Here is a 21,313-nt window from a genome sequence, read left to right as displayed (position 1 = left end):
GCCCAAGGAAAGGAGACCCCAAATGGGTATTTTCGATTTTCTGACCGGAGAATTTATTGATGTCATTCACTGGGTCGACGACACCCGAGATACGATGGTCTGGCGGTTCGAGCGTGAGGGCCATGAAATCAAATACGGCGCTAAGCTGACGGTGCGCGAAGGTCAAGCCGCCGTGTTCGTGCATGAAGGGCAGTTGGCGGATGTGTTCACGCCGGGTCTCTATATGCTTGAGACCAACAATATGCCGATCATGACGACCTTGCAGCACTGGGATCATGGCTTTCAGTCGCCCTTCAAGTCCGAGATCTATTTCGTCAATACGACCCGGTTCAATGACCTGAAATGGGGCACCAAGAACCCGATCATGCTGCGGGATCCCGAATTCGGCCCGACGCGCATCCGGGCTTTTGGTACTTATACAGTACGGGTAAAGGATGCCGCGAAGTTCCTGATCGAGATCGTTGGCACCGACGGTGAATTCACGATGGATGAGATCAGCTTTCAGATCCGCAACATCATCGTGCAGGAATTCAGCCGAGTGATCGCCGGATCAGGCATTCCGGTTCTGGACATGGCCGCAAACACCGCCGATCTGGGCAAGCTGATTGCAGCCGAGGTTTCCCCAGTGCTGGATGGCTACGGTCTGGAGATGCCGGAATTCTACATCGAAAACATCTCACTTCCGCCTGCAGTTGAGGCGGCCCTGGACAAACGGACCTCAATGGGGTTGGCGGGCGATCTTGGCAAATTCACTCAGTATTCCGCCGCCGAGGCGATGACAGCCGCGGCCAACAACCCCGGTCAGGGTGGCGGTATGGGCGCCGGTCTCGGCATGGGTATGGGAATGGCGATGGCGCAACAGATGTCGAATATGGCAGCGGGTCAACCCAGCGGCCCGTGGGGCAGTTCCGCCCCCGCTGCGCCGCAACCGGCAGCACATGCCGCACCGCCACCTCCACCTCCGGTCGAACATGTGTGGCATATCGCGGTGGACGGGCAAACCAGTGGGCCGTTCTCAAAAGCCAAGATGGGACGTATGGCAACGGACGGAGAGATCACCCGCGACACCCATGTCTGGACCGCCGGTCAGGACGGTTGGAAAAAGGCAGGAGACGTGCAGGAACTGGCGCAGCTGTTCACCATCCTGCCGCCGCCACCGCCTGGAGCCTAATGCGCCAGTCACCGGCGTAAGAATAAGGCTACACGATGAACGAAGAACACAGATTTCCCTGCGAGCAATGCGGCTCAGACTACCGATTCAACCCCGGCGATGGCAGCCTGACCTGTGACCATTGCGGGCATTCCGAAGCGATTGGCGCAGGCCCCTGGGGCGGTGCCAGTTTGAAAGAACTGGATTTCAACGCCGCCATCGCGGAACAGCTTCCGGACAGCGAGATCGAGGAAACGCGTGTTCTGTCCTGCCCCAATTGCGCGGCTCAGGTCGAGTTCGACCCCGCCACCCATGCCGCCGAATGCCCGTTCTGCGCGACACCCGTAGTAACGGATACCGGCGTCAACCGGCATATCAAACCGCGCGGTGTGCTGCCCTTTGCGCTGGATGAACGCACGGCGCACAAGGCGATGGGAGATTGGCTGGGACGGCTCTGGTTCGCGCCCAACGGGTTGAAAGAATATGCCCGCAAAGGTCGCAGAATGCAGGGCATCTATGTGCCGTATTGGACCTTTGATGCGGACACCACGTCCAACTATCGCGGTGAGCGGGGCGTTGTTTATTACGAGACCCGCACCGTCATGCGCGACGGCAAGCGCGTACAACAGCAAGTGCCCAAGGTGCGGTGGTCTCCGAAATCCGGGCGGGTCGCGCGATTCTTTGACGACGTGTTGGTGTTGGCATCACAGTCTTTGCCCAAAAGCTATACCGACGCATTGGAGCCCTGGGACCTGCCGGCGTTGGAACCTTATCAGCCAGAATATCTGGCCGGCTTCCGGGCCGAGGCCTACACCGTGGAACTGCAGGAGGGTTACACCGAGGCCCGCGGATACATGGCGCGGGTGATCGAACGCGACGTGCGCTTTGATATCGGTGGCGACCGTCAGCGGATACACGCAATTGACACCGATGTGCGAAACGTGACCTTCAAGCATATCCTGCTGCCGGTCTGGATGGCGGCCTACAAATACCGTGGGCAGACCTATCGGTTCGTCGTGAACGGACGCACGGGCCGCGTTCAGGGAGAGCGCCCCTGGTCCGCCATCAAGATCACCCTTGCCGTTATTCTGGGTCTGCTTGTGGCGGCAGGCGTCGGGTATCTGATGGCAACCGGCCAACAATGATAGAACTGTCGGCAAGCAAAGAAATCAGTCGATGTTAGCGCTTGAACTTCCCGCTGCGTGACGCCATCCTCCACGGCGTCGACGCCTAAGGGGAGAGGCCAGAGTGACACTATCCAATCTGAACCGGTTGCTGGCCTCCCGGTATTCCTGCCGGGCCTTTCGCCCCGATCCGGTGCCCAAGGATCAGATCAAACAAATCCTGAACAGCGCCGCGCGTGTGCCTAGCTGGTGCAACGCTCAACCCTGGCACGTCACTATCACCAGCGGCGCAGAAACAGACCGGTTTCGCACGGCAATACAGGCCGAGGCCGCAACGGGCACCCCCTGCCCCGACATTCCCTTTCCAACCTCTTATTCCGGTGTATACCAAGATCGCCGTCGAACCTGTGGTTGGGCTTTGTACGAGGCTGTCGGGGTTGAGCGCGGAGACCGCGATGCTTCGGCCCGGCAGATGATGCAGAATTTCTCTCTGTTCGGGGCACCCCATTGCGCCATCGTCACAAGCCCGGCCGAGCTTGGCACTTATGGCGCGCTGGATTGCGGCGGGTTCATCACCGCATTTTCACTGGCCGCGCAGGCGCTTGGCATCGCCACAATCCCGCAGGCCGCACTTGCCACCTACAGCCCGTTCCTGCGTAGGTATTTCGATATCCCGGAAGACCGGTTGATTTTATGCGCGATTTCCTTTGGCTATGCGGATACAGATCATCCCGCCAACGGCTTTCGCACCGACCGCGCCGATCTGAGTGAGATCGTGAACTGGGTCGGATGACAAGCACACCAAGCGGAGAACGATTTTGCGCGCTGTTCTACAACGAGTTTCACGAGCCAACGTCTCGGTCGACGGTCAGGTGATCGGTCAGACCGGACCGGGGTTGATGATTTTGATCTGTGCCATGCAGGACGATGACGAAGCCAAGGCAGATCAGCTTGCCGCCAAGGTCTCCAAGCTGCGCATCTTCAAGGATGAAGCCGGAAAAATGAACCGGTCCGTGAAAGATATCGAAGGGTCCGCACTGGTGATCAGCCAGTTCACGCTGGCGGCCGATACCTCTCGCGGCAACAGGCCCGGTTTTTCCGAAGCCGCCGCACCGGATGTCGGCAAACATTTGTATGAGGTCTTTGCCCAGCGGTTGCAGGCGCATGGTGTGCCGGTAGAGACCGGACAATTCGGTGCTGATATGGCCGTGGAACTGGTCAATGACGGGCCCGTCACGATTTGGATGGAAAGCTGATGGACAGGAAAGAACAGGCAATTCGCGTCTGGCAGGCCGGGGTCGACGCTGTGGGCGGCCACGTAGCAACCAGCAAGGTTTTGCAGGACATCCCCGAACCCGATCAGATACTGGCTGTCGGCAAACCCGCCGCGTCCATGGCGCGCGCGGCGCTGGAACATTTCGGCCCGCGCCCGACGCTGGTTGTCACCAAGGACGACCACGGACGTTATCTGCCGGATTATGTGACTGTGATCGAAGCCTCGCACCCCGTTCCAGACGCGCGCAGCCTTCAGGGAGGTCAGGCATTGCGCGAGGCGGTTGAGGTAATGAAGCCGGGCTCGCATTTGTTGTTGCTGGTTTCGGGCGGGGCATCCTCGCTGGCCGAGGATTTGCTGCCGGGTAAGACACTGGATGATCTGGAACAGCTGAACAAAAAGCTGTTGTCCGAAGGGCTGGACATCACCACGATGAATGCGGAACGGCGCAAACTGTCGCGGATCAAGGGGGGCGGATTGCTGTCCCATTTCCAGGGCGACAGGGCGACCGTTCTGGCGATTTCGGATGTACCGGGCGATGATCTGAATGTTGTCGGGTCGGGCATCGGAGCGCTGCCGGGTAAGGTTGACTTTGCGGCGACGACTCAGATCGTGGCCTCAAACGCCCACGCCCGCGCAGCCGCTGCTGAATTGGCAAAAGACGACGGCATCCCGGTACACGCCAACGAAGAATGCCTGCACGATGATTTCCTGAAAATTGCCGAAGCGCTTGGCGAACGTATCCGCACCATGCCCAAAGGGGCATTGATCTTCGGCGGTGAACCAACCGTCGTACTACCCGACAATCCGGGGCGCGGCGGGCGCAATCAGGCGCTGGCACTGGCACTCGCCCGCGAGATTGCAGGGTACGACGGAATCACGGTGGTAGTCGGCGGCACCGACGGCACAGACGGGCCGACGCAAGCCGCCGGAGCTGTCGTCGACGGCACCACTTGGGGCGACGGCGCCGAGTTGGCGTTACAACAGGCAGACAGCGGCAGCTATCTGGATCGCGTGGGCGCCTTGCTGGTGACGGGTCCGACCGGAACAAACGTGATGGACTTGCTTGTCGCGATCCGCACATGATTTGACGGTTTTCGGACTGCCCGGGTTATAAAACACCCGGACAATATCTGAATGACGCCGCCCTCAAACGCGCTACACAACATGCAAGACCTTTCCAACGTAGGCACTAGTATGCGCGATGATTGTCGCCGGTCGGCCCGCGTGTCCCGCCCCTCGGATGCTCTGAAAACCTCTGCCCCCGCCATTTTTGGCATTCTGCTTTTTGAGAAACGCGACGGCGTCTCGATATGGGATACGCTGGCCCCTTTGCGGTTCGCGGAACACGGCTGTGGACGCATTCGTTTGGATATGCGCGGCAATTACAGCAGCGAAGACCTGATAAGAGAAGTTTACACCCGCCAAGCGCTAGACAACAATTGGTGGCGCTGCTCGGTCTGGGAAATGTTCGGGGCAATCAAAGCCATGAATAATGCCGCCGCAGGCAGGAAATCAGTCGGATTGGTATCGATTTGAGAAAAGGGACGTCTTGCGAATTGCAGGAAGAAGAACCGACATTCTACCCCTTGGCAGAAATGAATGCCTTTGATGGTGAATGCTTGCTATCAACAAAGCAGGTGGAGGATACCAATTCACGCGATCAAATATAAATCATTCGCCGGATTGAGACAGACATTTACCCTTGCTCGGCTGACCGAAATGCGCCTACTTTGACTCATGCGTCAATAAAAAGCCCGCAAAGGGCTAATAATCCAATCAACTGGGAGATCTTTGAATGAACGAACAACTCACTCACATGACCAAGCAGGTCACAGCGGGCAAGCTGACCCGCCGCGAATTCATGGGGAAAGCAGCGGCTCTGGGTGTCACCGCAGCGATGGCAAGCACCATGTTTGCAGATGCCGCGCGTGCGGCAGGCCCGAAAAAAGGCGGTGATCTGAAGTTCGGCCTTCAGGGCGGTGAATCCACCAACTCGCTTGACCCAGCAACCTATGCAAGCTCGGTGCCATTCCAGAACGGCAAGCAATTTGGTGACCAGCTGGTAGAGGTTGCACCCGACGGCTCGATCGAACCTCGTCTGGCAGAAAGCGTAGAAGGCAGCGCGGATGCCAAGGTCTGGACCTTCAAACTGCGTCAGGGCGTCGAATTCCACAACGGCAAGACCATGACCAGTGAAGACGTGCTGAAGACCATGGAGCGCCACTCAAACGAAGATTCGAAGTCCGGTGCTCTGGGCATCATGAAAGGCATCGAGTCGATGAAGGCCGATGGCGATAACTTCCAAGTCACCCTGACAGAACCAAACGCCGACCTTCCCTATCTAATGGCCGACTATCACCTGATCATTCAGCCAGACGGCGGTATGGAGAACCCAGGTGCGGGTATCGGCACTGGACCATACAAGGTAGAAGTGGATGAGCCCGGTGTACGTCACCTATACACGAAGTTTGAAAACCACTGGAATCCCGACTTCGGAAATTTCGACAGCGTCGAAGTAATTGTCATCAACGATGCGACTGCCAGAACGGCTGCTCTTCAGGGTGGGCAGGTTCACGCGATCAACCGCGTTGAGCCGAAGGTTGCTGACTTGCTGGGTCGCGCACCGAATTTGACCGTGCATTCGACGGCGGGACGCGGGCACTATGTGTTCATCATGCACTGCGACACCGCGCCGTTCGACAACAACGAACTACGTCTGGCACTGAAACACGCCATTGACCGTCAGGACTTGGTCGACAAGGTTCTGCGCGGGTACGGCACAGTTGGCAACGATATGCCTGTTAACGCAGCATACCCGCTGTTTGATGGGTCAATTCCTCAGCGCGAGTTCAGCCTTGAGAAAGCGGCTGAGCATTACAAGAAGTCGGGCCATGACGGTTCGCCGATCGTCCTGCGCGTTGCAGATGGCGCCTTCCCAGGTGCCGTGGATGCTGCGGCCCTGTTCCAGCAAACAGCAGCACAGGCCGGTATCCCACTGGAAATCAAGCGCGAGCCCAACGATGGCTACTGGTCCGAAGTCTGGAACGTGCAGCCCTTCTGTGCTTCCTACTGGGGCGGTCGTCCGGTGCAGGATCAGATGTACTCAACCGCTTATTTGTCTAGTGCTGATTGGAACGATACCCGTTTCAAGGTTCCAGAATTCGACGAGATGTTGTTTGCAGCGCGCGCTGAGTTGGACAACGACAAACGCAAGGACATCTACAGCAAGATGGGCATGATGGTCCGTGACCAAGGCGGCCTGATCTGCCCAATGTTCAATGACTTTGTCGAAGGCGTCACTAATCAGCTGGAAGGTTGGGAAAACGATCCGACCCAAGAGATGATGAATGGCAACATGTCGCGCAAGATGTGGTTCTCCTGATAGGGCCCACGGATAATGCATCCTATCATTAAATTGGTTTCCCAGCGCCTTGCGCTGGGATTCCTGCTTCTCTTCGGTGCATCGGCTCTGATATTCGGCCTCACCGAAGCCCTTCCTGGGGACGCTGCGCAAGCGGTCCTAGGCCAAGCTGCAACCCCCGAGGCGCTGGCAAACCTGCGCGAGGAAATGGGCCTCAACCGGCCCGCCCTGACCCGTTATTTCGAATGGCTGGGCGGCATTGTTCAGGGTGATCTTGGTCAATCCCTGACCAATAAACTGGATATTGCTGACTCTATTGGCAGTCGTCTGGGCAACACGCTGTTTCTGGCCTTCTGGGCCGCCGTTGTATCGGTTCCGCTGGCCATCTTTCTGGGCCTGCTGGCCGTGCGTTACCGCAACCGCTGGCCGGACAAGCTGATTTCAGCGGTTACACTCACAACCATCTCGATCCCCGAGTTTCTGATCGGTTACGTGCTGGTCTATTTCGTTGCCGTTAAGCTGGGCATGTTCTCGCCGCTGGCGATGATCAATGACAGCATGTCCTTTTGGCAAAAGCTGAATTCGATCGCTCTGCCCGTTATCGTTCTGACGCTCGTTGTTCTGGCGCATATGATGCGCATGACCCGCGCCGCGATCCTGAACGTGATGCAGTCTGCATACGTCGAAACCGCAGAGCTGAAGGGTCTGAGCAATTTTCAAGTTATCTATCGCCACGCCTTCCCGAACGCCGTCGCGCCCATCGTCAACGTGGTGATGCTGAACCTGGCCTATCTGGTCGTCGGCGTCGTCGTGGTTGAGGTGGTGTTCGTCTATCCCGGAATGGGGCAGTACCTTGTGGACCACGTGACCAAGCGTGACGTTCCGGTGGTTCTGGCCTGCGGCGTCATCTTTGCCGCGATCTATATCGGACTGAACATGATTGCAGACATTGTTGCCATTCTGGCCAACCCAAGGCTGAGGCATCCGAAATGAAGAACATCCCTATCTCTGCAATGATCGGGCTGGCCTTTACAGCCCTGTACTTCATCATCGCCCTCCTCGCCCCTCTGCTGGCCCCTTATGGCATGGCTGAGGTCGTGGGAGATGTATGGGAGCCGTCCAGCTCGCAATTCTGGCTGGGTACCGACAACATTGGCCGCGATCTTCTTAGCCGGATGATCTATGGCGGGCGCACGACGATCTTTATCGCCACGGCGGCCACGATCCTTAGCTTCGTGACCGGGTCCATCCTTGGTTTCCTGGCCGCGGTGCTGGGTGGTTGGGCCGATCAGGTCATGTCGCGCGCGGTGGATTTGATCATGTCGATCCCGACACTGATCTTTGCGCTGGTTGTTCTGGCCATGGTGCCGGTGACAATCCCGGTTCTTATCCTTGTCATGGGCCTGTTGGACGCCACCCGTGTCTATCGTCTGGCCCGCGCCGTTGCCGTGGATATTGCGGTCATGGACTATGTCGAGGCCGCGCGCCTACGTGGTGAGGGCCAGGTCTGGGTCATCTTCCGTGAAATCCTGCCCAACGCCCTGTCGCCGCTGGTTGCGGAACTGGGTCTGCGGTTCATCTTCATGGTTCTGTTTGTCTCGACCCTGTCGTTCCTGGGTCTGGGCGTTCAGCCGCCGTTGGCGGACTGGGGCGGCATCGTGAAGGAAAACAAGGACGGTATCGTCTATGGCATCGGCGCTGCGCTTTACCCTGCTGTGGCCATCGCAACGCTGGCGATCTCGGTCAACCTTGTGGCTGACTGGGTCCTGAATCGTACCACATCGCTGAAAGGAGGCCGGGGATGACAGAAGCCCTTCTCAAGGTCCGCGACCTCAAAATCGGCGCGACCGTCTACCCGCCGGGTGAAAAACCCCATGACATCGAAATCGTGCACGGGGTCAGCTTTGACCTCGCGCCTGGCAAGGTGCTGGGGCTAATTGGCGAATCCGGTGCCGGTAAATCGACCATCGGCCTGGCCTCGATGGCTTATGGCCGGGGTGGCGTGGAAATCACCGGTGGTGAGGTTTGGGTCAACGGGCGCGATATCCTCAAGACATCCCATGGCGATATCCGCAAGCTGCGCGGGGGTGAAGTCACATATGTGTCCCAATCCGCCGCAGCCTCCTTCAATCCCGCTAAAAAGATCATGGATCAGGTGGTTGAAGCCGCGGTCGAACAGAAAAAGTTCAGCCGCAAAGAGGCCGAAGGCCGCGCCCGGGAACTGTTCGCCAAGCTGGGTCTGCCCGATCCGGATAACATTGGTGATCGCTATCCGCACCAGGTTTCAGGCGGTCAGCTACAGCGTTGCATGACGGCGCTGGCGCTATGCCCCGAACCTGATCTGGTGGTGTTCGATGAACCCACCACCGCGCTGGACGTGACGACTCAGATCGACGTTCTGATGGCCATTAAAGAGGCCATTGCAGACACCGGCGTTGCCGCGCTTTACATCACCCATGACCTTGCGGTCGTGGCGCAGGTAAGTGACGACATCATGGTGCTGCGGATGGGCAATACGGTCGAGTATGGCAATACCGACCAGATCATCAACAACCCGCAGGAAGAGTATACGCAGGCTCTGGTCTCGGTCCGCTCGATCGAGCACGAAGAAAAGAAACCCACACCAGATCCCGTGCTGAGCGTCGACGGCATCACCGCGCGCTACAAAGGGTTGAATTTCGATGTGCTGCACAACGTAAATGTCGAGCTTCATCCGGGGCAAACGCTGGCTGTTGTGGGCGAATCCGGTTCGGGCAAGTCCACGCTGGCGCGAGTAATCACCGGCCTGCTGCCGCCGCGCGATGGTGAGATCACCTTTGCCGGTCGCAAGCTCAGTGGCGATCTGAAAGGCCGTACCCGCGAAGACCTGCGCGAGTTGCAGATGATCTATCAGATGGCTGACGTGGCGATGAACCCACGCCAGACCGTCGGCACGATCATCGGGCGTCCGTTGGAGTTCTACTTCAACATGCGCGGCGCGGAAAAGCGCAAGCGGATCATCGAACTGCTGGATGAGATCGAGCTGGGCGAAAAGTTCATGGATCGCTATCCGGCCGAGCTGTCCGGTGGTCAGAAACAGCGTGTCTGTATCGCGCGGTCGCTGGCAGCCAAGCCCAAGATGATCATCTGTGATGAGGTCACCTCGGCGCTTGATCCACTTGTGGCGGACGGCATCCTCAAGCTGTTGCTTGACCTGCAAAAGATCGAGGACGTGGCCTATCTGTTCATCACCCACGATCTGGCGACGGTTCGAGCGATCAGCGACAGCATCGCGGTGATGTATCAGGGCCGCGTGGTCCGCTATGGTCCCAAAAGCCAGGTGCTGAGCCCACCGTTCGACGATTATACCGACCTGCTGCTCAGTTCGGTGCCCGAGATGCATCTGGGTTGGCTGGAAGAGGTTGTCGCCCATCGCAAGATGGAGAGTGCGGGGAACTGACCCGGTTCGCGACAGGTTGAAAAAACTGAAAATCCCGGCGCTTTGTCTGATGACAGGTGTCGGGATTTTGCTATTGGGGGCGGGAACAGGCAGCCCATATGCAACGAATCCCCTAGGGTCGCCTGAGGGACTTTAAGAAAGGGTCAGGGAATGGACCGAAAACTCCTCCTCATCATTCTAGACGGTGTTCCGTGGCGCAATTTTCGCCGCCTGTTCGGTAATCTGGAAGGGTGGGTCGACAGTGGCGAGGCGCAGGTTTGGAAGCATCGCGCGGTGCTGCCATCGATCTCGGCCAGTTGCTATGCCTCGATCCACACCGGCGTCACGCCGCAGGAACATGGCTGTACCGGCAACGGCAACGTCTTCCGCCTAAGCCACAAGGACGTCTTCAGCCAAGTCCGCGAAGCGAGCGGCGTGACCGGGGCGGTGACCCACAGCTTTTGGTCGCAATTCTTCAACCGTCACCCGTTCGATTATGTCCGTGACGTCGAATATGACGAGCCCGAGAGCAAAACGATCAACCATGGCCGGTTCCACTCAATGACCGGCTACAGCAAAGTGAACCAGATGACGCCGTCGGACGTTGATCTGTTTGGCACTCTGACCAATCTGTGCCTGCGCTTTGGGCTGGATTACGGCGTCCTGCACACTTGCACGCTGGACAGTATGGGTCACCGGTTTCATCACGACTGCGAGGAAATGGACCACGCCTGTTTTGTCATGGACGAAATGCTGGCCCCTTTCATCCCGCGCTGGCGGCAACTGGGGTATGAGGTCATCGTGACCGCCGATCACGGTCAGGACGAACGTGGCCATCATGGCGGGCGCAGCCCGCTTCAGCAGGAAACTGCATTGTATTATTTCGGCGATGCCGAAGGCCCCGAGGCTGATGCGGTGATCGACCAGCTGCAACTGGCACCCACGATCCTGAATCGCATGGGCGCACCGATCGCCGAGACGATGAAAGCCAAGCCTTTCCTGAAGTAACGGATCAATCGTAGGGCCAGATCTGCTGGCCCAGCGCCTCGATCGCAACTGATATCCGTTCAAAACTGTCTGCGGCGCGTTTCACTGAGGTGCGCGCCCGCAGGTACCCGTGCACAAGGCCGGGCTCATTCACCCAATGCGCCCTCCCGCCCGCTTCGGTGATCTTAGTGCAATAGGCCAGGCCATCGTCGCGCAACGGATCGCAATCGGCAGTGACCACCACAGTAGGCGGCAGGCCCGAGAAATCTTTATCCTGCAGCGGCGCAAACGTGGGATCGTTCTGCGGCGCAGGTCCGCCACAGCGCACTTTCTCGTAGAACCGAATTTCTTCCAGCGTCAAAAGCGGTGCCTGGGCGTGCTCGATATATGACCCTGTGGATGTGTCCCCGCCCAGACCGGGATAAATTAGGACCTGCCCCAGCACTCCATCAAGCCGCCCCCGTGCATGCTGCGCCACCGCGGCGGCCAGATTGCCACCCGCGCTGTCACCGGCCAAAATCAACGGGTCGCCGTATTCCTGCACCACCCAATTCGTTGCGGTCCAGCTGTCCTGAAACTGTGCCGGGTGCACATGTTCGGGGCACAGGCGATAGTCTACGGCAACAACCCGATACCCGGTCTGAACGCAAATCTCAGCACAAACGTCATCATGGCTATCCAGCCCACCAACGACGAAACCGCCGCCATGAAAATAGACGACGGTTCGGGTCGGATCTCCGGCGGTGTAAACCCGGACAGGCACGCCATTGGCGGACCTGTCCTGCACATCCAGACCTGCAGGCCGGGGTTGGCGAAAGTCCTGACACATCTTGTTGTAGACGCGGCGCTGATCTTCGATCGAAAGGTCGACAGCGTCATCAGGATAGCTTTCAGCCGTTCGTCTAATGAACGCCCAAGTCTCTTCATCAATCAGACGTTCATAATCCATTGTCCCTCCCGGTCAGGCAGCCCATTCCCATGGCCGGGTGAACGATCCCAGCACCTTACCGACATCGTCGTCCGAGCAGCCGTTCGCGTCAAGCTGCGCGACAAGCCCGCGCTTTTTGTCGTCAATCACGGATACGACGCGCGCATCCAGCCCGGCCTCTTCCAACGCGCCGTTATAGATGCGAGTGATCGCCTGCTTGCGCAGTTCGGGTTTAAAGACCTTACCCACGGCGGTTTTCGGCAACTCGTCCAGAATGGTCATATGCTTGGGTCTTGCCGCACGTTCGTGGACATGCACACCGCAGTAATCCATCAATTCGTTCTCGGTCACACTGGCCCCGTCGACCAGTTCGACAAAGGCGCAGGGCACCTCGCCCGAGTGCGCGTCGGGTTGACCAATAGCGCCGGCAAAGGCAACGGCATCGTGGCCCAGCAAAGCCTCTTCGATTTCGGCTGGGTCGATATTGTGGCCGCCACGAATAATCAGGTCCTTAGCGCGGCCGGTGATCCACAGATACCCATCGTCGTCAAACCGACCCAGATCGCCTGTGCGCAGGTACTTGTCGAAATGGTACAGATCAACGTTCTTGTCCGCCTCGGTATAGGTGTTGCCCGCATAGACGCCGGGATTCGAGATACAGATTTCGCCGATCTCATCCGCGCCGCATTCCTTAGGGCCGTCCGGCCCGTCCTGCAGGATTTTCACATCCGTATAGGGGAATGGAATCCCGATCGATCCGATTTTCTTTTCGCCATCCACCGGGTTGCACGACACCAGACAGGTTGCCTCGGTCAGTCCATAGCCTTCGACGATGGTCACACCCGTCGCTTCTTCGAACCGGCGGAACAGTTCGACCGGCAGCGGGGCCGAACCCGAGAAGGCTGTTTTCACGCTTGAGATATCGGCATCCACCGGGCGTTGCATCTTGGCGGCAATCGCGGTGGGGACGGTGATGATGAAACTGACCTTCCAGCGCTCGATCAACTTCCAGAAGTTATCAAACACGCCATCGCCCCGATACCCGGCAGGGGTCGGGAAGACCACATGCGCGCCCGACGACACCGCGGCCATCACGATCACATGCACAGCAAAGACATGGAACATGGGCAATGGGCACATGATCACGTCTTCGTCCGAGAACAACAGCGTGTTTCCAAGCCAGCCGTTGTAGATCAGGCCCGAGTATTTATGCTGCGCCACCTTGGGCATACCGGTGGTTCCGCCGGTGTGGAAATAGCAGGCGACACGATCTTCGGTGCTGTCGTCGAAGGTCAGCGTAGTAGGCTGTTTGGCCAGTTCCTTGTTAAAGTTCTTATAATCCGCATGCGCAAGATGTTCCTTGTCGCCCATCTTGGGACGCAGGAGCGGAACCAGCCAGGATTTCGGTGGCGTCAAATAGCGGTTGAGGTCGATCTCAAGAATGGTTTTGACGTTGGGCGCATGGCGCACGGCCTCTTCGACCTTTTGCGCCACATCGGCCTTGGGGAAGGATTTCAGCGTAACCACGACCTTGGCGCCGGTTTCGCGCAGGATCGCGGCTATCTGCTCGGGCTCCAGCAACGGGTTTATAGGGTTCACGATCCCTGCAACCGCGCCACCCATCATGGTGATCAGCGTCTCGTTACTGTTGGGCAGCACGTAGGCCACCACATCCTTTTCACCGATCCCGAGCGAGCGGAACAGATTGGCGGCCTGGTTGACCTTACCCAGCAGCTCGGACCAGGTCAGCGTTTCGGCCTTGTCGGTCGGCCCGGACAAAAGCTGAAAACTGATCGCATTGCTGTTGGGGAACTTGCTTGCCGTGCGCGACAACAACTGATGGAAGGTGACCGGAACATCGCGGTCCTCCCACGGCATTTCCTGCTCCATCCTTGCCTTGTCTTCCAAACCCACAAAGGCCATATGACTCCTCCCTTATCTCTCCCGTGTCCGGCACGGGTTTTGTATCCACCGCCAAGATGGAAGCAAAACCGTGCATGATCAAGAAAGGGCTTAGCTGTGAAGCCCGGAAAGAGGTAGAATTACGCTGCGGAGCGAATTGCCCTGCCCCCGCGTCAATTTATTCTGCCGCCATGCCGTCGGTGAACTGCAGACGCGCCAATCTGGCATACAGGCCGTCCTGTGCCACCAGATCGTCATGGGTGCCCTGCGCCACGATACGGCCGGCCTCCATCACCACGATCCGGTCAGCCTTTTTCACCGTCGCCAGCCGGTGCGCCACGATCAACGTGGTGCGCCCGGCTCGCATCTGATCGACAGCGCCTTGAACCGCACGCTCGCTTTCGGCATCCAGCGCCGAGGTCGCCTCGTCCAACAGCAGTACCGGCGCGTCCCGCAGGATCGCACGAGCGATGGCGATACGTTGCTTTTGCCCGCCAGACAGCATCACACCCCGTTCACCAACGAAACTGTCGTAACCTTCGGGCAAAGCCGAAATGAAATCGTGTGCGGCGGCGGCCCGGGCGGCGGCCTCAACCTCGGCATCGGTGGCGTCCAGACGACCAAACCGGATGTTTTCACGCGCCGAAGAGGCAAAGATGATCGGGTCCTGAGGCACCAGCGCCATGTGGCGGCGGAACTCGGCCCGGTCGATGTCACGCAGATCGACGCCATCCAGACTGACCTGCCCCGAGACCGGATCATAGAACCGCTGGATCATCTGGATGACGGTTGTCTTGCCCGCCCCCGAGGGGCCGACAAAAGCCACCGTCTCGCCGGGGTTAACCTGCAATGACAGATGTTCCAGCGTGACAACATCGGGGCGTGACGGATAGCGGAAGGTCACATCGTCAAAGCGGATCTCACCCCGAACCGGTAATGGCAGCGTCTTGGGATTGGACGGATCGGTGACGGTGTCCTGTGCATTCAGCAATTCCACCAGTCGTTCAGTTGCGCCTGCGGCGCGCTGCAATTCACTCCAGATTTCAGACAAGGCCGCCACAGAACCCGCCATGATAATCGAATAGATCACGAACTGGATCAGTACGCCTTCGGTCATCACGCCGTTGCGGACATCATTTGCGCCCATCCACAACACGCCGACAATGCCCGAAAAAACTAAAAAGATGACGATAACGGTCAGAACCGCGCGAGTCTGAATACGGCGCAGCGAGACGACGTAAGACGTTTCCGTCATATCCGCGAATTGCTTGCGGCTGGCCTGTTCATGAGTAAAGGCTTGCACGGTTTGCACCGCGCTCAGCGCCTCACCTGCATTACCGGACGAGGCTGCGATCCAGTCCTGATTTTCGCGGCTGATCACCCGCAGGCGGCGCCCCAGCACCAGAATCGGCACCACCACCACCGGGATCAACAACAAAACCAAACCTGTCAGCTTGGCCGATGTCAGTAGCATCAACACCAGCCCGCCGAAGAACAACAACATGTTGCGCAGCGCGATGGACACAGACGAGCCAAGCACTGACTGGATCAGCGTCGTGTCGGTGGTTATCCGGCTCAGGACCTCGCCGGTCATGATACGTTCGTAGAATTCGGGGCTCATTCCGATGACGCGGTCGAACACGGCCTCGCGGATATCGGCGACCACCCGTTCGCCCAGCCGGGTCACTAGCGCATAGCGCAGGCCGGTGCCCACGGCCAGAACCCCGGCGATGCCCAGCGCGGCCAGAAAGTACCACTCTAACAACTCACCATCTTCGATGCGGAAATTGTCAACCACACGGCGCACGGCCAGTGGCAGCGCAAGGGTCATGCTTGCCGTCAGCACCAACGCCAGTGTCGCCCCGGCCATCAACATCCGATAGGGGCGCATGAAGGGCCACAACGACGCCAGAACGCCAATTTTCTTGGACCGGGCGCGCTCTTCACTGGCGCCGGGTGCGGGTTGTTGTGCTGGACTGGCTGGGGCGGTTCTTGCCATGCGTGGCCCTTAGTTCAAATTCGCAATCAGGTGGTCGCTTCTTGGCGGCAGCAGACGGCGGGGTCAAGCAGCGCGTCACCAATTCACAGCCTGTAAGGGCCATTTGACGCAGAATTTCGGGGCTGATTTGGAGCGGGCGGCGGGAATCGAACCCGCTTCATCAGCTTGGAAGGCTGAGGTAATAGCCAGTATACGACGCCCGCTCAGCGCAGGTCGGTTTAAGGGATGCGTCTGGTGTCGTCAAGCGCCGTTCGGCGCAGGAAATCAATTTCTGTAATCGCGTTCTAATGCAGAAGACAGACGCCCTTCCCTCAACCCTGTGAACATATCCAAGAACAGGATTCGAGGTCCGAGGAAATCCGAATCATCGACTCGGCACGCAGCGGTTGCGCAACCGGCTGGCCGATCAGAGACGCCGGATAAGTCGTGGCTGCAGCCAGCGCCTCCTGAAGCGGCACGTCAGCATGTGTGACCAGAATGCGGATCGCAGTGGTCAAGTCCAAATCGGCCCCAGCCAGCGTTCCATCCTCAAGTGTCAGGCGTCCGTCCGTCCGCGTGATCCGGCGACCCTCCAGTTCGAACGCGGCCTGATCCGTACCCGCAACAGCCATGGCATCGCTGACAAGAAATATCTGGCCGGGCGCTTTCTTGGCAGCCCAGGCCGAGCGGATAACCTCGGGGTGGACATGGATACCGTCGGCGATCAACCCCGCCGACAGCCCGCCCGTCGCCAGCGCCGCGCCAACAAGACCGGGTTCCCGGCTGCCCAGTTGGCTCATGGCGTTGAAAAGGTGTGTGACGCAGCGCGCGCCCGCCGCGGCATAACGCTGACACGTCTCGAAATCTGCATCGCTATGCCCTAGCGACACCAGAATCCCGGCGTCCGACAAAGCTTGCACTTGCTGCAGGGACACGGATTCGGGCGCAAGAGTCACCTTCAGGCACGGCAATTGCTCTGCTGCCGCAATCAGCATGGTCAGGTCCGCGTCCTCCATCGGACGAATTAGCGCCCCGTCATGCGCGCCCTTTCGCGCCACCGACAGGTGTGGCCCTTCAAGATGCAACCCAGCCACACCCGGAACCCCCGCGCGAACCGCCTCTATCGCGGCTGCAACGGCGGCTTCGGTTTTCTGGGGCGTGTCGGTGATTAGTGTCGGCAGCAAGGAAGCCACACCCAGACGGCGATGCGCTTCGGCGATCTGCCGGATCGAGTCAACCGAGGGGGCGTCGTTGAACATCACGCCGCCGCCGCCGTTCACCTGCAGGTCGACGAAGCCGGGGCACAAGATATCCCCGTTCAGGTCGATGACTTGCCCTTCGATCTGTGCGGTCTCCTCACGCTCAAGCGCAGCAAGGGCGCCGTTGCGAAATGTCATGGCGTGACCAAAATGCAGGCGCTCACCGTCGAACAGAGCACCATTGCTAAATGTCATGGAGTCTGAGGTCATACCGTCTCTGTCACCTTTCTCAGATGGCGCGGAGTATCTGGGTCGATCCCGCGCGCCTGCGCCACGGCTTCGACCATGCTGTAAAACGACGTGATCGTGGCAATGGGGTCAGTCAACCAGTGATCTGTGCGGGTTACCGGCAGGCAATGCGCCTTGGTGACCTTATCAGTGGCCGCGAAAACAGCCGCACCTTTGCCTGCCAACGCATCAGCCGCCTCGGCTGTCGTTTGCTCGGCGGCATCTGCGGCGGCAAAAACGATGGCAGGAAACCCCTGTTCAACGATTGAGACCGGACCATGCAGAACCTCGGCCGCCGAATAGCTTTCGGCGTGAATCTGGCAGGTTTCCTTGATTTTCAGAGCAGCTTCATTGGACATCGCAAAGGACGGACCGCGGCCCAGCGTGAACAGTGACCGGCCGGTGATTGCATCAGCCGCCGCCGACCAATCGCAATGCGCGGCCTGCCCCAAATGACCGGGCAAGGATCGGATCGCGGCCGTCAAATCACCATCCCCCTTGATTTCAGCCAACAGCCACAACCCCGCCACAAGCGAGGTGACAAAAGTTTTGGTCGCAGCGACACTCAGTTCCGGCCCTGCGTGCAGGGGCAAGACCGCATCCGTCACTTCAGCAAGGCGCGAGGCCGTGTTGTTGGTGATCGCAACCGTCACCCCGCCCGAAGATTTCAGCGTTCGGGTCATCCCTACAATGTCTGGACTTTGGCCCGATTGCGACACCGAAAGGCACACCGCCCCAGCCGCACGCAGATCAGCCCCATAGATCGAACTGACCGACGGCCCGACCGAGGCCACAGGCAGGTTCAGCAACAATTCGGCAGCGTATTTCAAATACGCGCAAGCGTGGTCCGACGACCCCCGCGCCACTGTAATCAGAAACCGGGGATCGGCCTCTTTCACCCGCCTTGCCGCTTCCTGAATATTGGCGGCACCCTGGCTTAGCAATCGGTCAACGGCGTCGGGGATTTCCAAAACCTCCTGACGCATTTTCGAACTGTGTTCTGACATGCTCACTTGCCTTTCCGGCTACAGCCGCAATTCGGCGACAAAGTCATAGGTGTCGCCTCGGTAGAGGGATCGGGTCAATTCCGCGACCCGCCCGTTTTTAAGAAATGAAACGCGTTCGATGTTCAGTCCGGCGGCCCCTTCGGGCACCTCCAGCAACTCAGCCTCTCGCGCTGCGAGGTTAAGGGCCGATATCTTCTGCACCGCGCGCACTGGTCGTCGCCCCAGACCGTCTAGCACCTCATAGAGCGAGGTGGTCACCTCGATCGGGTTTGGCAGGATATCCAGCGGCAGCGCAGCACGTTCCAGCGCCAGCGGGCGGCCATTTGCCTCGCGCAGGCGATAGATTCGGGAAATTTGCTCGCCCTCTCTCAGGCTCAGGGCTTGGACCTCCTCGGGGGTAGGTGCAAAGACGCCGCGTTCCAGCCATTTTGAGGTGGTCTGCATACCGCGGCTCGACATGTCCTCGGTGAACGAGGTCAAATGAGTCAGCGATTGTTCGACCCGCGCCACACGTTCGCGAATGAACGAGCCTGACCCCTGACGTTGTTCGATCACACCTTCCTGCACCAGTTCATGAATCGCTTTACGAACGGTAACGCGCGAAAGATCGGTGATTTCAACCAGCTCACGTTCCGACGGCAGCGAGGAATTCGGAGGCAACACGCCGGTGTCGATCCCCTCTTGCAGCCTGTGCCTTAGCTGAACATAGCGCGGCCCTTTGTCCGGGCTCAGCCACAAATCGGCACGCAGGAAGTCAGAGATGCTCATGTCGGATCTCCTTCGCAAGGGCCAAGGCCCCGGTCAGCGGCTCACCCAGCGAGGGGCGAATGGCCGATTGCATGTCATCAGGTAAATAGTGCGCATATTGCCCCGCAATCCCACCGGTCAGGCAGATCGTCTGACCCGCCTGCCAGCCCAACTGCTTGGCGGTATCCGCGATATAGCCAGCCCCCGCTCGTAGAATATGTACGGCAACCGCATCGCCCTTTTTCGCAGCGGACGTCACTGTAGGTGCGAGCACTCCGAATTGCGCGGGCGTGGCCGTTCCAGCAAAGCGCACAATACCAGCCGGGCCCTGAAGGTCAGCCAACAGCATTTGCGTCAGATCGGTTTCGGCTTGCGTGCCATCATATGCACGCAGCGTCTCAGCCAAGGCTCTGCGCCCAACCCATTGGGCCGAGGCCTCATCCCCCAGAATCGAACCCCAACCTCCGGCAAAACGCATCGCGCCAACCGCCTGCACCGCAAGAAAAGACCCGGTGCCGCAATGCGCGATCAAACCGTCCCGCGCGCCCAATGCCCCCCGCACGGCGGCGGGCCGGTCATCTTCGACCCGCGCGCAGGTCAGGCCCAGCGCATCCCGCAACCGCCCTGCGATCGCGGCATCAGTAACGCCCGCCAGTCCCACAAAAGCAGGCAGAGTGATTATATCCCCTATGGTCACCTCGATCTGACGCGACAATTGATCCAGCCCAGCCTGAATCTGCGCCAGCGCGCTGTCAAAATCGGTCGAAACATTGGCCGCTCCGGTCTCGACACTGTGGACCACACCCCCGATTTCACAGGCGACGCGGCATCGCGTCCCCCCGCCATCAACGGCCAACACAGCATTATCTCGAGACTCATTCATGACAATACCATTATAATACCTTTCAGCGATAGAAAAGGCCAAATTCAACACCGAATGGCCACATCGCCAACTAAACGGATGAATTACTTCAATAAGTCTCAGTCAGAAATAAAATTCTAGACAAGTGGTATTAGATAGGTATTGTATTGGGGAAACGTGGGAGGATTCTCTTGGCGCTGCCGTCAACCGAACAATTACACCCTGATGCCGCGCGCCTGTCACCAGGCGATCTGGCCACTTCGGCTCGCGCGTTGGCCGAAGGTCAAATCAAAGCTGCCGCAGCCGTTCGCGACGCCGAGGACAACATCGTCCGGGGCGCCAAGGCCATGGCAGAAACCATTCGCGCAGAGGGGATATTGCACTTTGTGGCCGCCGGGTCATCTGGCCTGATGGCAGCTGCTGACGCGCAAGAGCTGGGCGGCACATTCTCGATCCCCCCTGCCCGTCTGCGCATACATATGGCAGGTGGCCTGCCCACCGGGGTTGAAATGCCGGGCGGGGCCGAGGATGCGACCGAAGGGTTGGAACAAGCCTTGGACAGCTTACAAGCCAAAGACACGGTGATTGCGGTTTCAGCAAGCGGCTCTACGCCGTACACCGTGGCTGCCATGAACATCGCCCGCACCAAGGGCGCAACTGTGATCAGTATCGCCAATAACGGCGGCAGCCCCTTGCTGCTGGGCGCTGACATTCCCATCCTGTTGGCGACGCCGCCCGAGCTGATCTCAGGCTCCACACGCATGGGCGCTGGAACAGCGCAGAAGATTGCGCTGAACATGCTGTCTTCGCTTATGGCGGTTGAGCTTGGCCATGTGCATGGCGGCATGATGGTCAATCTACGTGCCGACAACGACAAACTGCGGGGCCGCGCCGCCGGGATCGTCGCCCGCATCGCCGAAGTGGATACAGAAACGGCGCAAAACGCACTGAACGTTGCGCATGGCGACGTAAAACCCGCCATTCTAATTGCCGCACAAGACCTGTCGTTGGCGCAAGCGGATGCTCGCCTGCGAACCACGAAGGGAGTTCTGACCGCAGCATTGGCCAAGGATTAACAACTAAATA

19 protein-coding genes and 1 tRNA gene are annotated in these 21,313 nt (G+C 59.0%); 12 read left to right on the top strand and 8 right to left on the bottom strand.

The features are described 5' to 3' along the window. Positions 1–22 precede the first annotated feature (22 nt). The 11 genes from ACR3EP_RS01015 to ACR3EP_RS00965 all read left to right on the top strand — a co-directional run bounded on the left by ACR3EP_RS01015 (position 23) and on the right by ACR3EP_RS00965 (position 11,337). A complete protein-coding gene (locus tag ACR3EP_RS01015; RefSeq protein ID WP_170360424.1) occupies positions 23–1,171 on the top strand; it encodes an SPFH domain-containing protein in 1,149 nt (382 codons plus the stop codon). Positions 1,172–1,206: 35 nt separating this feature from the next. Next, positions 1,207–2,295 carry a TFIIB-type zinc finger domain-containing protein gene (locus tag ACR3EP_RS01010; protein WP_480635887.1) on the top strand — a complete coding sequence of 363 codons (1,089 nt, stop codon included), beginning with the start codon at positions 1,207–1,209 and terminating at the stop codon, positions 2,293–2,295. Between the two features lie 103 nt (positions 2,296–2,398). After that, positions 2,399–3,067 carry a nitroreductase gene (locus ACR3EP_RS01005; protein WP_480635886.1) on the top strand — a complete coding sequence of 223 codons (669 nt, stop codon included), beginning with the start codon at positions 2,399–2,401 and terminating at the stop codon, positions 3,065–3,067. 25 nt (positions 3,068–3,092) lie between these two features. Further along, on the top strand, positions 3,093–3,530 hold the full coding sequence (gene dtd / locus ACR3EP_RS01000) for a D-aminoacyl-tRNA deacylase (RefSeq protein WP_170360429.1): 438 nt from the start codon (positions 3,093–3,095) through the stop codon (positions 3,528–3,530). Continuing rightward, complete coding sequence (locus ACR3EP_RS00995) at positions 3,530–4,633, top strand: glycerate kinase type-2 family protein (RefSeq protein WP_480635883.1); 1,104 nt, start codon at positions 3,530–3,532, stop codon at positions 4,631–4,633. The genes dtd and ACR3EP_RS00995 overlap by 1 nt, the downstream gene beginning before the upstream one ends. Positions 4,634–4,684: 51 nt before the next feature. Continuing rightward, the gene (locus ACR3EP_RS00990) at positions 4,685–5,086 is read left to right on the top strand and encodes a hypothetical protein (protein ID WP_226688745.1); all 402 of its coding nucleotides are present in this window, start codon (positions 4,685–4,687) and stop codon (positions 5,084–5,086) included. Between the two features lie 259 nt (positions 5,087–5,345). Continuing rightward, positions 5,346–6,932, top strand: coding sequence for an ABC transporter substrate-binding protein (locus ACR3EP_RS00985; RefSeq protein WP_170360434.1), 1,587 nt, complete (start codon positions 5,346–5,348; stop codon positions 6,930–6,932). Between the two features lie 15 nt (positions 6,933–6,947). After that, complete coding sequence (locus ACR3EP_RS00980; RefSeq protein WP_170347928.1) at positions 6,948–7,904, top strand: ABC transporter permease; 957 nt, start codon at positions 6,948–6,950, stop codon at positions 7,902–7,904. Further along, positions 7,901–8,716: an ABC transporter permease gene (locus ACR3EP_RS00975; RefSeq protein WP_170347927.1), complete on the top strand. Its 816-nt coding sequence runs from the start codon at positions 7,901–7,903 to the stop codon at positions 8,714–8,716. The genes ACR3EP_RS00980 and ACR3EP_RS00975 overlap by 4 nt, the downstream gene beginning before the upstream one ends. Then, positions 8,713–10,350, top strand: coding sequence for an ABC transporter ATP-binding protein (locus ACR3EP_RS00970; protein WP_170347926.1), 1,638 nt, complete (start codon positions 8,713–8,715; stop codon positions 10,348–10,350). Before ACR3EP_RS00975 ends, ACR3EP_RS00970 begins: the two co-directional genes overlap by 4 nt. Positions 10,351–10,500: 150 nt before the next feature. Then, a complete protein-coding gene (locus tag ACR3EP_RS00965) occupies positions 10,501–11,337 on the top strand; it encodes an alkaline phosphatase family protein (protein WP_170347925.1) in 837 nt (278 codons plus the stop codon). 4 nt (positions 11,338–11,341) lie between these two features. On the opposite strand, the gene ACR3EP_RS00960 is transcribed toward ACR3EP_RS00965, so the two are convergent. From ACR3EP_RS00960 to ACR3EP_RS00925, 8 genes are all read right to left on the bottom strand, one after another. After that, positions 11,342–12,265, bottom strand: a complete 924-nt coding sequence (locus ACR3EP_RS00960) for an alpha/beta hydrolase (protein ID WP_480635880.1) — start codon at positions 12,263–12,265, stop codon at positions 11,342–11,344. Between the two features lie 12 nt (positions 12,266–12,277). Further along, positions 12,278–14,167 (bottom strand): acyl-CoA synthetase, encoded by a 1,890-nt coding sequence (locus ACR3EP_RS00955; protein WP_480635878.1) that lies wholly within the window; start codon positions 14,165–14,167, stop codon positions 12,278–12,280. A 157-nt stretch (positions 14,168–14,324) separates the two neighbouring features. Further along, positions 14,325–16,145: an ABC transporter transmembrane domain-containing protein gene (locus ACR3EP_RS00950; RefSeq protein ID WP_170360444.1), complete on the bottom strand. Its 1,821-nt coding sequence runs from the start codon at positions 16,143–16,145 to the stop codon at positions 14,325–14,327. Between the two features lie 128 nt (positions 16,146–16,273). Further along, positions 16,274–16,348, bottom strand: a tRNA-Gly gene (locus tag ACR3EP_RS00945). Between the two features lie 108 nt (positions 16,349–16,456). Further along, on the bottom strand, positions 16,457–17,593 hold the full coding sequence (gene nagA, locus ACR3EP_RS00940; RefSeq protein WP_480635876.1) for an N-acetylglucosamine-6-phosphate deacetylase: 1,137 nt from the start codon (positions 17,591–17,593) through the stop codon (positions 16,457–16,459). Next, positions 17,590–18,618 carry an SIS domain-containing protein gene (locus ACR3EP_RS00935; RefSeq protein ID WP_480638984.1) on the bottom strand — a complete coding sequence of 343 codons (1,029 nt, stop codon included), beginning with the start codon at positions 18,616–18,618 and terminating at the stop codon, positions 17,590–17,592. Before ACR3EP_RS00935 ends, nagA begins: the two co-directional genes overlap by 4 nt. Positions 18,619–18,636: 18 nt before the next feature. Then, positions 18,637–19,386 carry a GntR family transcriptional regulator gene (locus ACR3EP_RS00930; RefSeq protein WP_480635875.1) on the bottom strand — a complete coding sequence of 250 codons (750 nt, stop codon included), beginning with the start codon at positions 19,384–19,386 and terminating at the stop codon, positions 18,637–18,639. Then, positions 19,373–20,248 (bottom strand): glucosamine kinase nucleotide-binding domain-containing protein, encoded by an 876-nt coding sequence (locus tag ACR3EP_RS00925; RefSeq protein ID WP_480635874.1) that lies wholly within the window; start codon positions 20,246–20,248, stop codon positions 19,373–19,375. Before ACR3EP_RS00925 ends, ACR3EP_RS00930 begins: the two co-directional genes overlap by 14 nt. 170 nt (positions 20,249–20,418) lie before the next feature. Here ACR3EP_RS00925 and ACR3EP_RS00920 point away from each other — a divergent pair, with 170 nt between their 5' ends. Then, positions 20,419–21,303, top strand: a complete 885-nt coding sequence (locus ACR3EP_RS00920; RefSeq protein ID WP_480635872.1) for an N-acetylmuramic acid 6-phosphate etherase — start codon at positions 20,419–20,421, stop codon at positions 21,301–21,303. Positions 21,304–21,313 lie beyond the last annotated feature (10 nt).

The sequence above is a fragment of the Ruegeria sp. BB10 genome (genome assembly GCF_056535725.1).
Note: the sequence above shows the minus strand (reverse complement) of the source record. Positions and strands in the feature narration are given on the sequence as shown.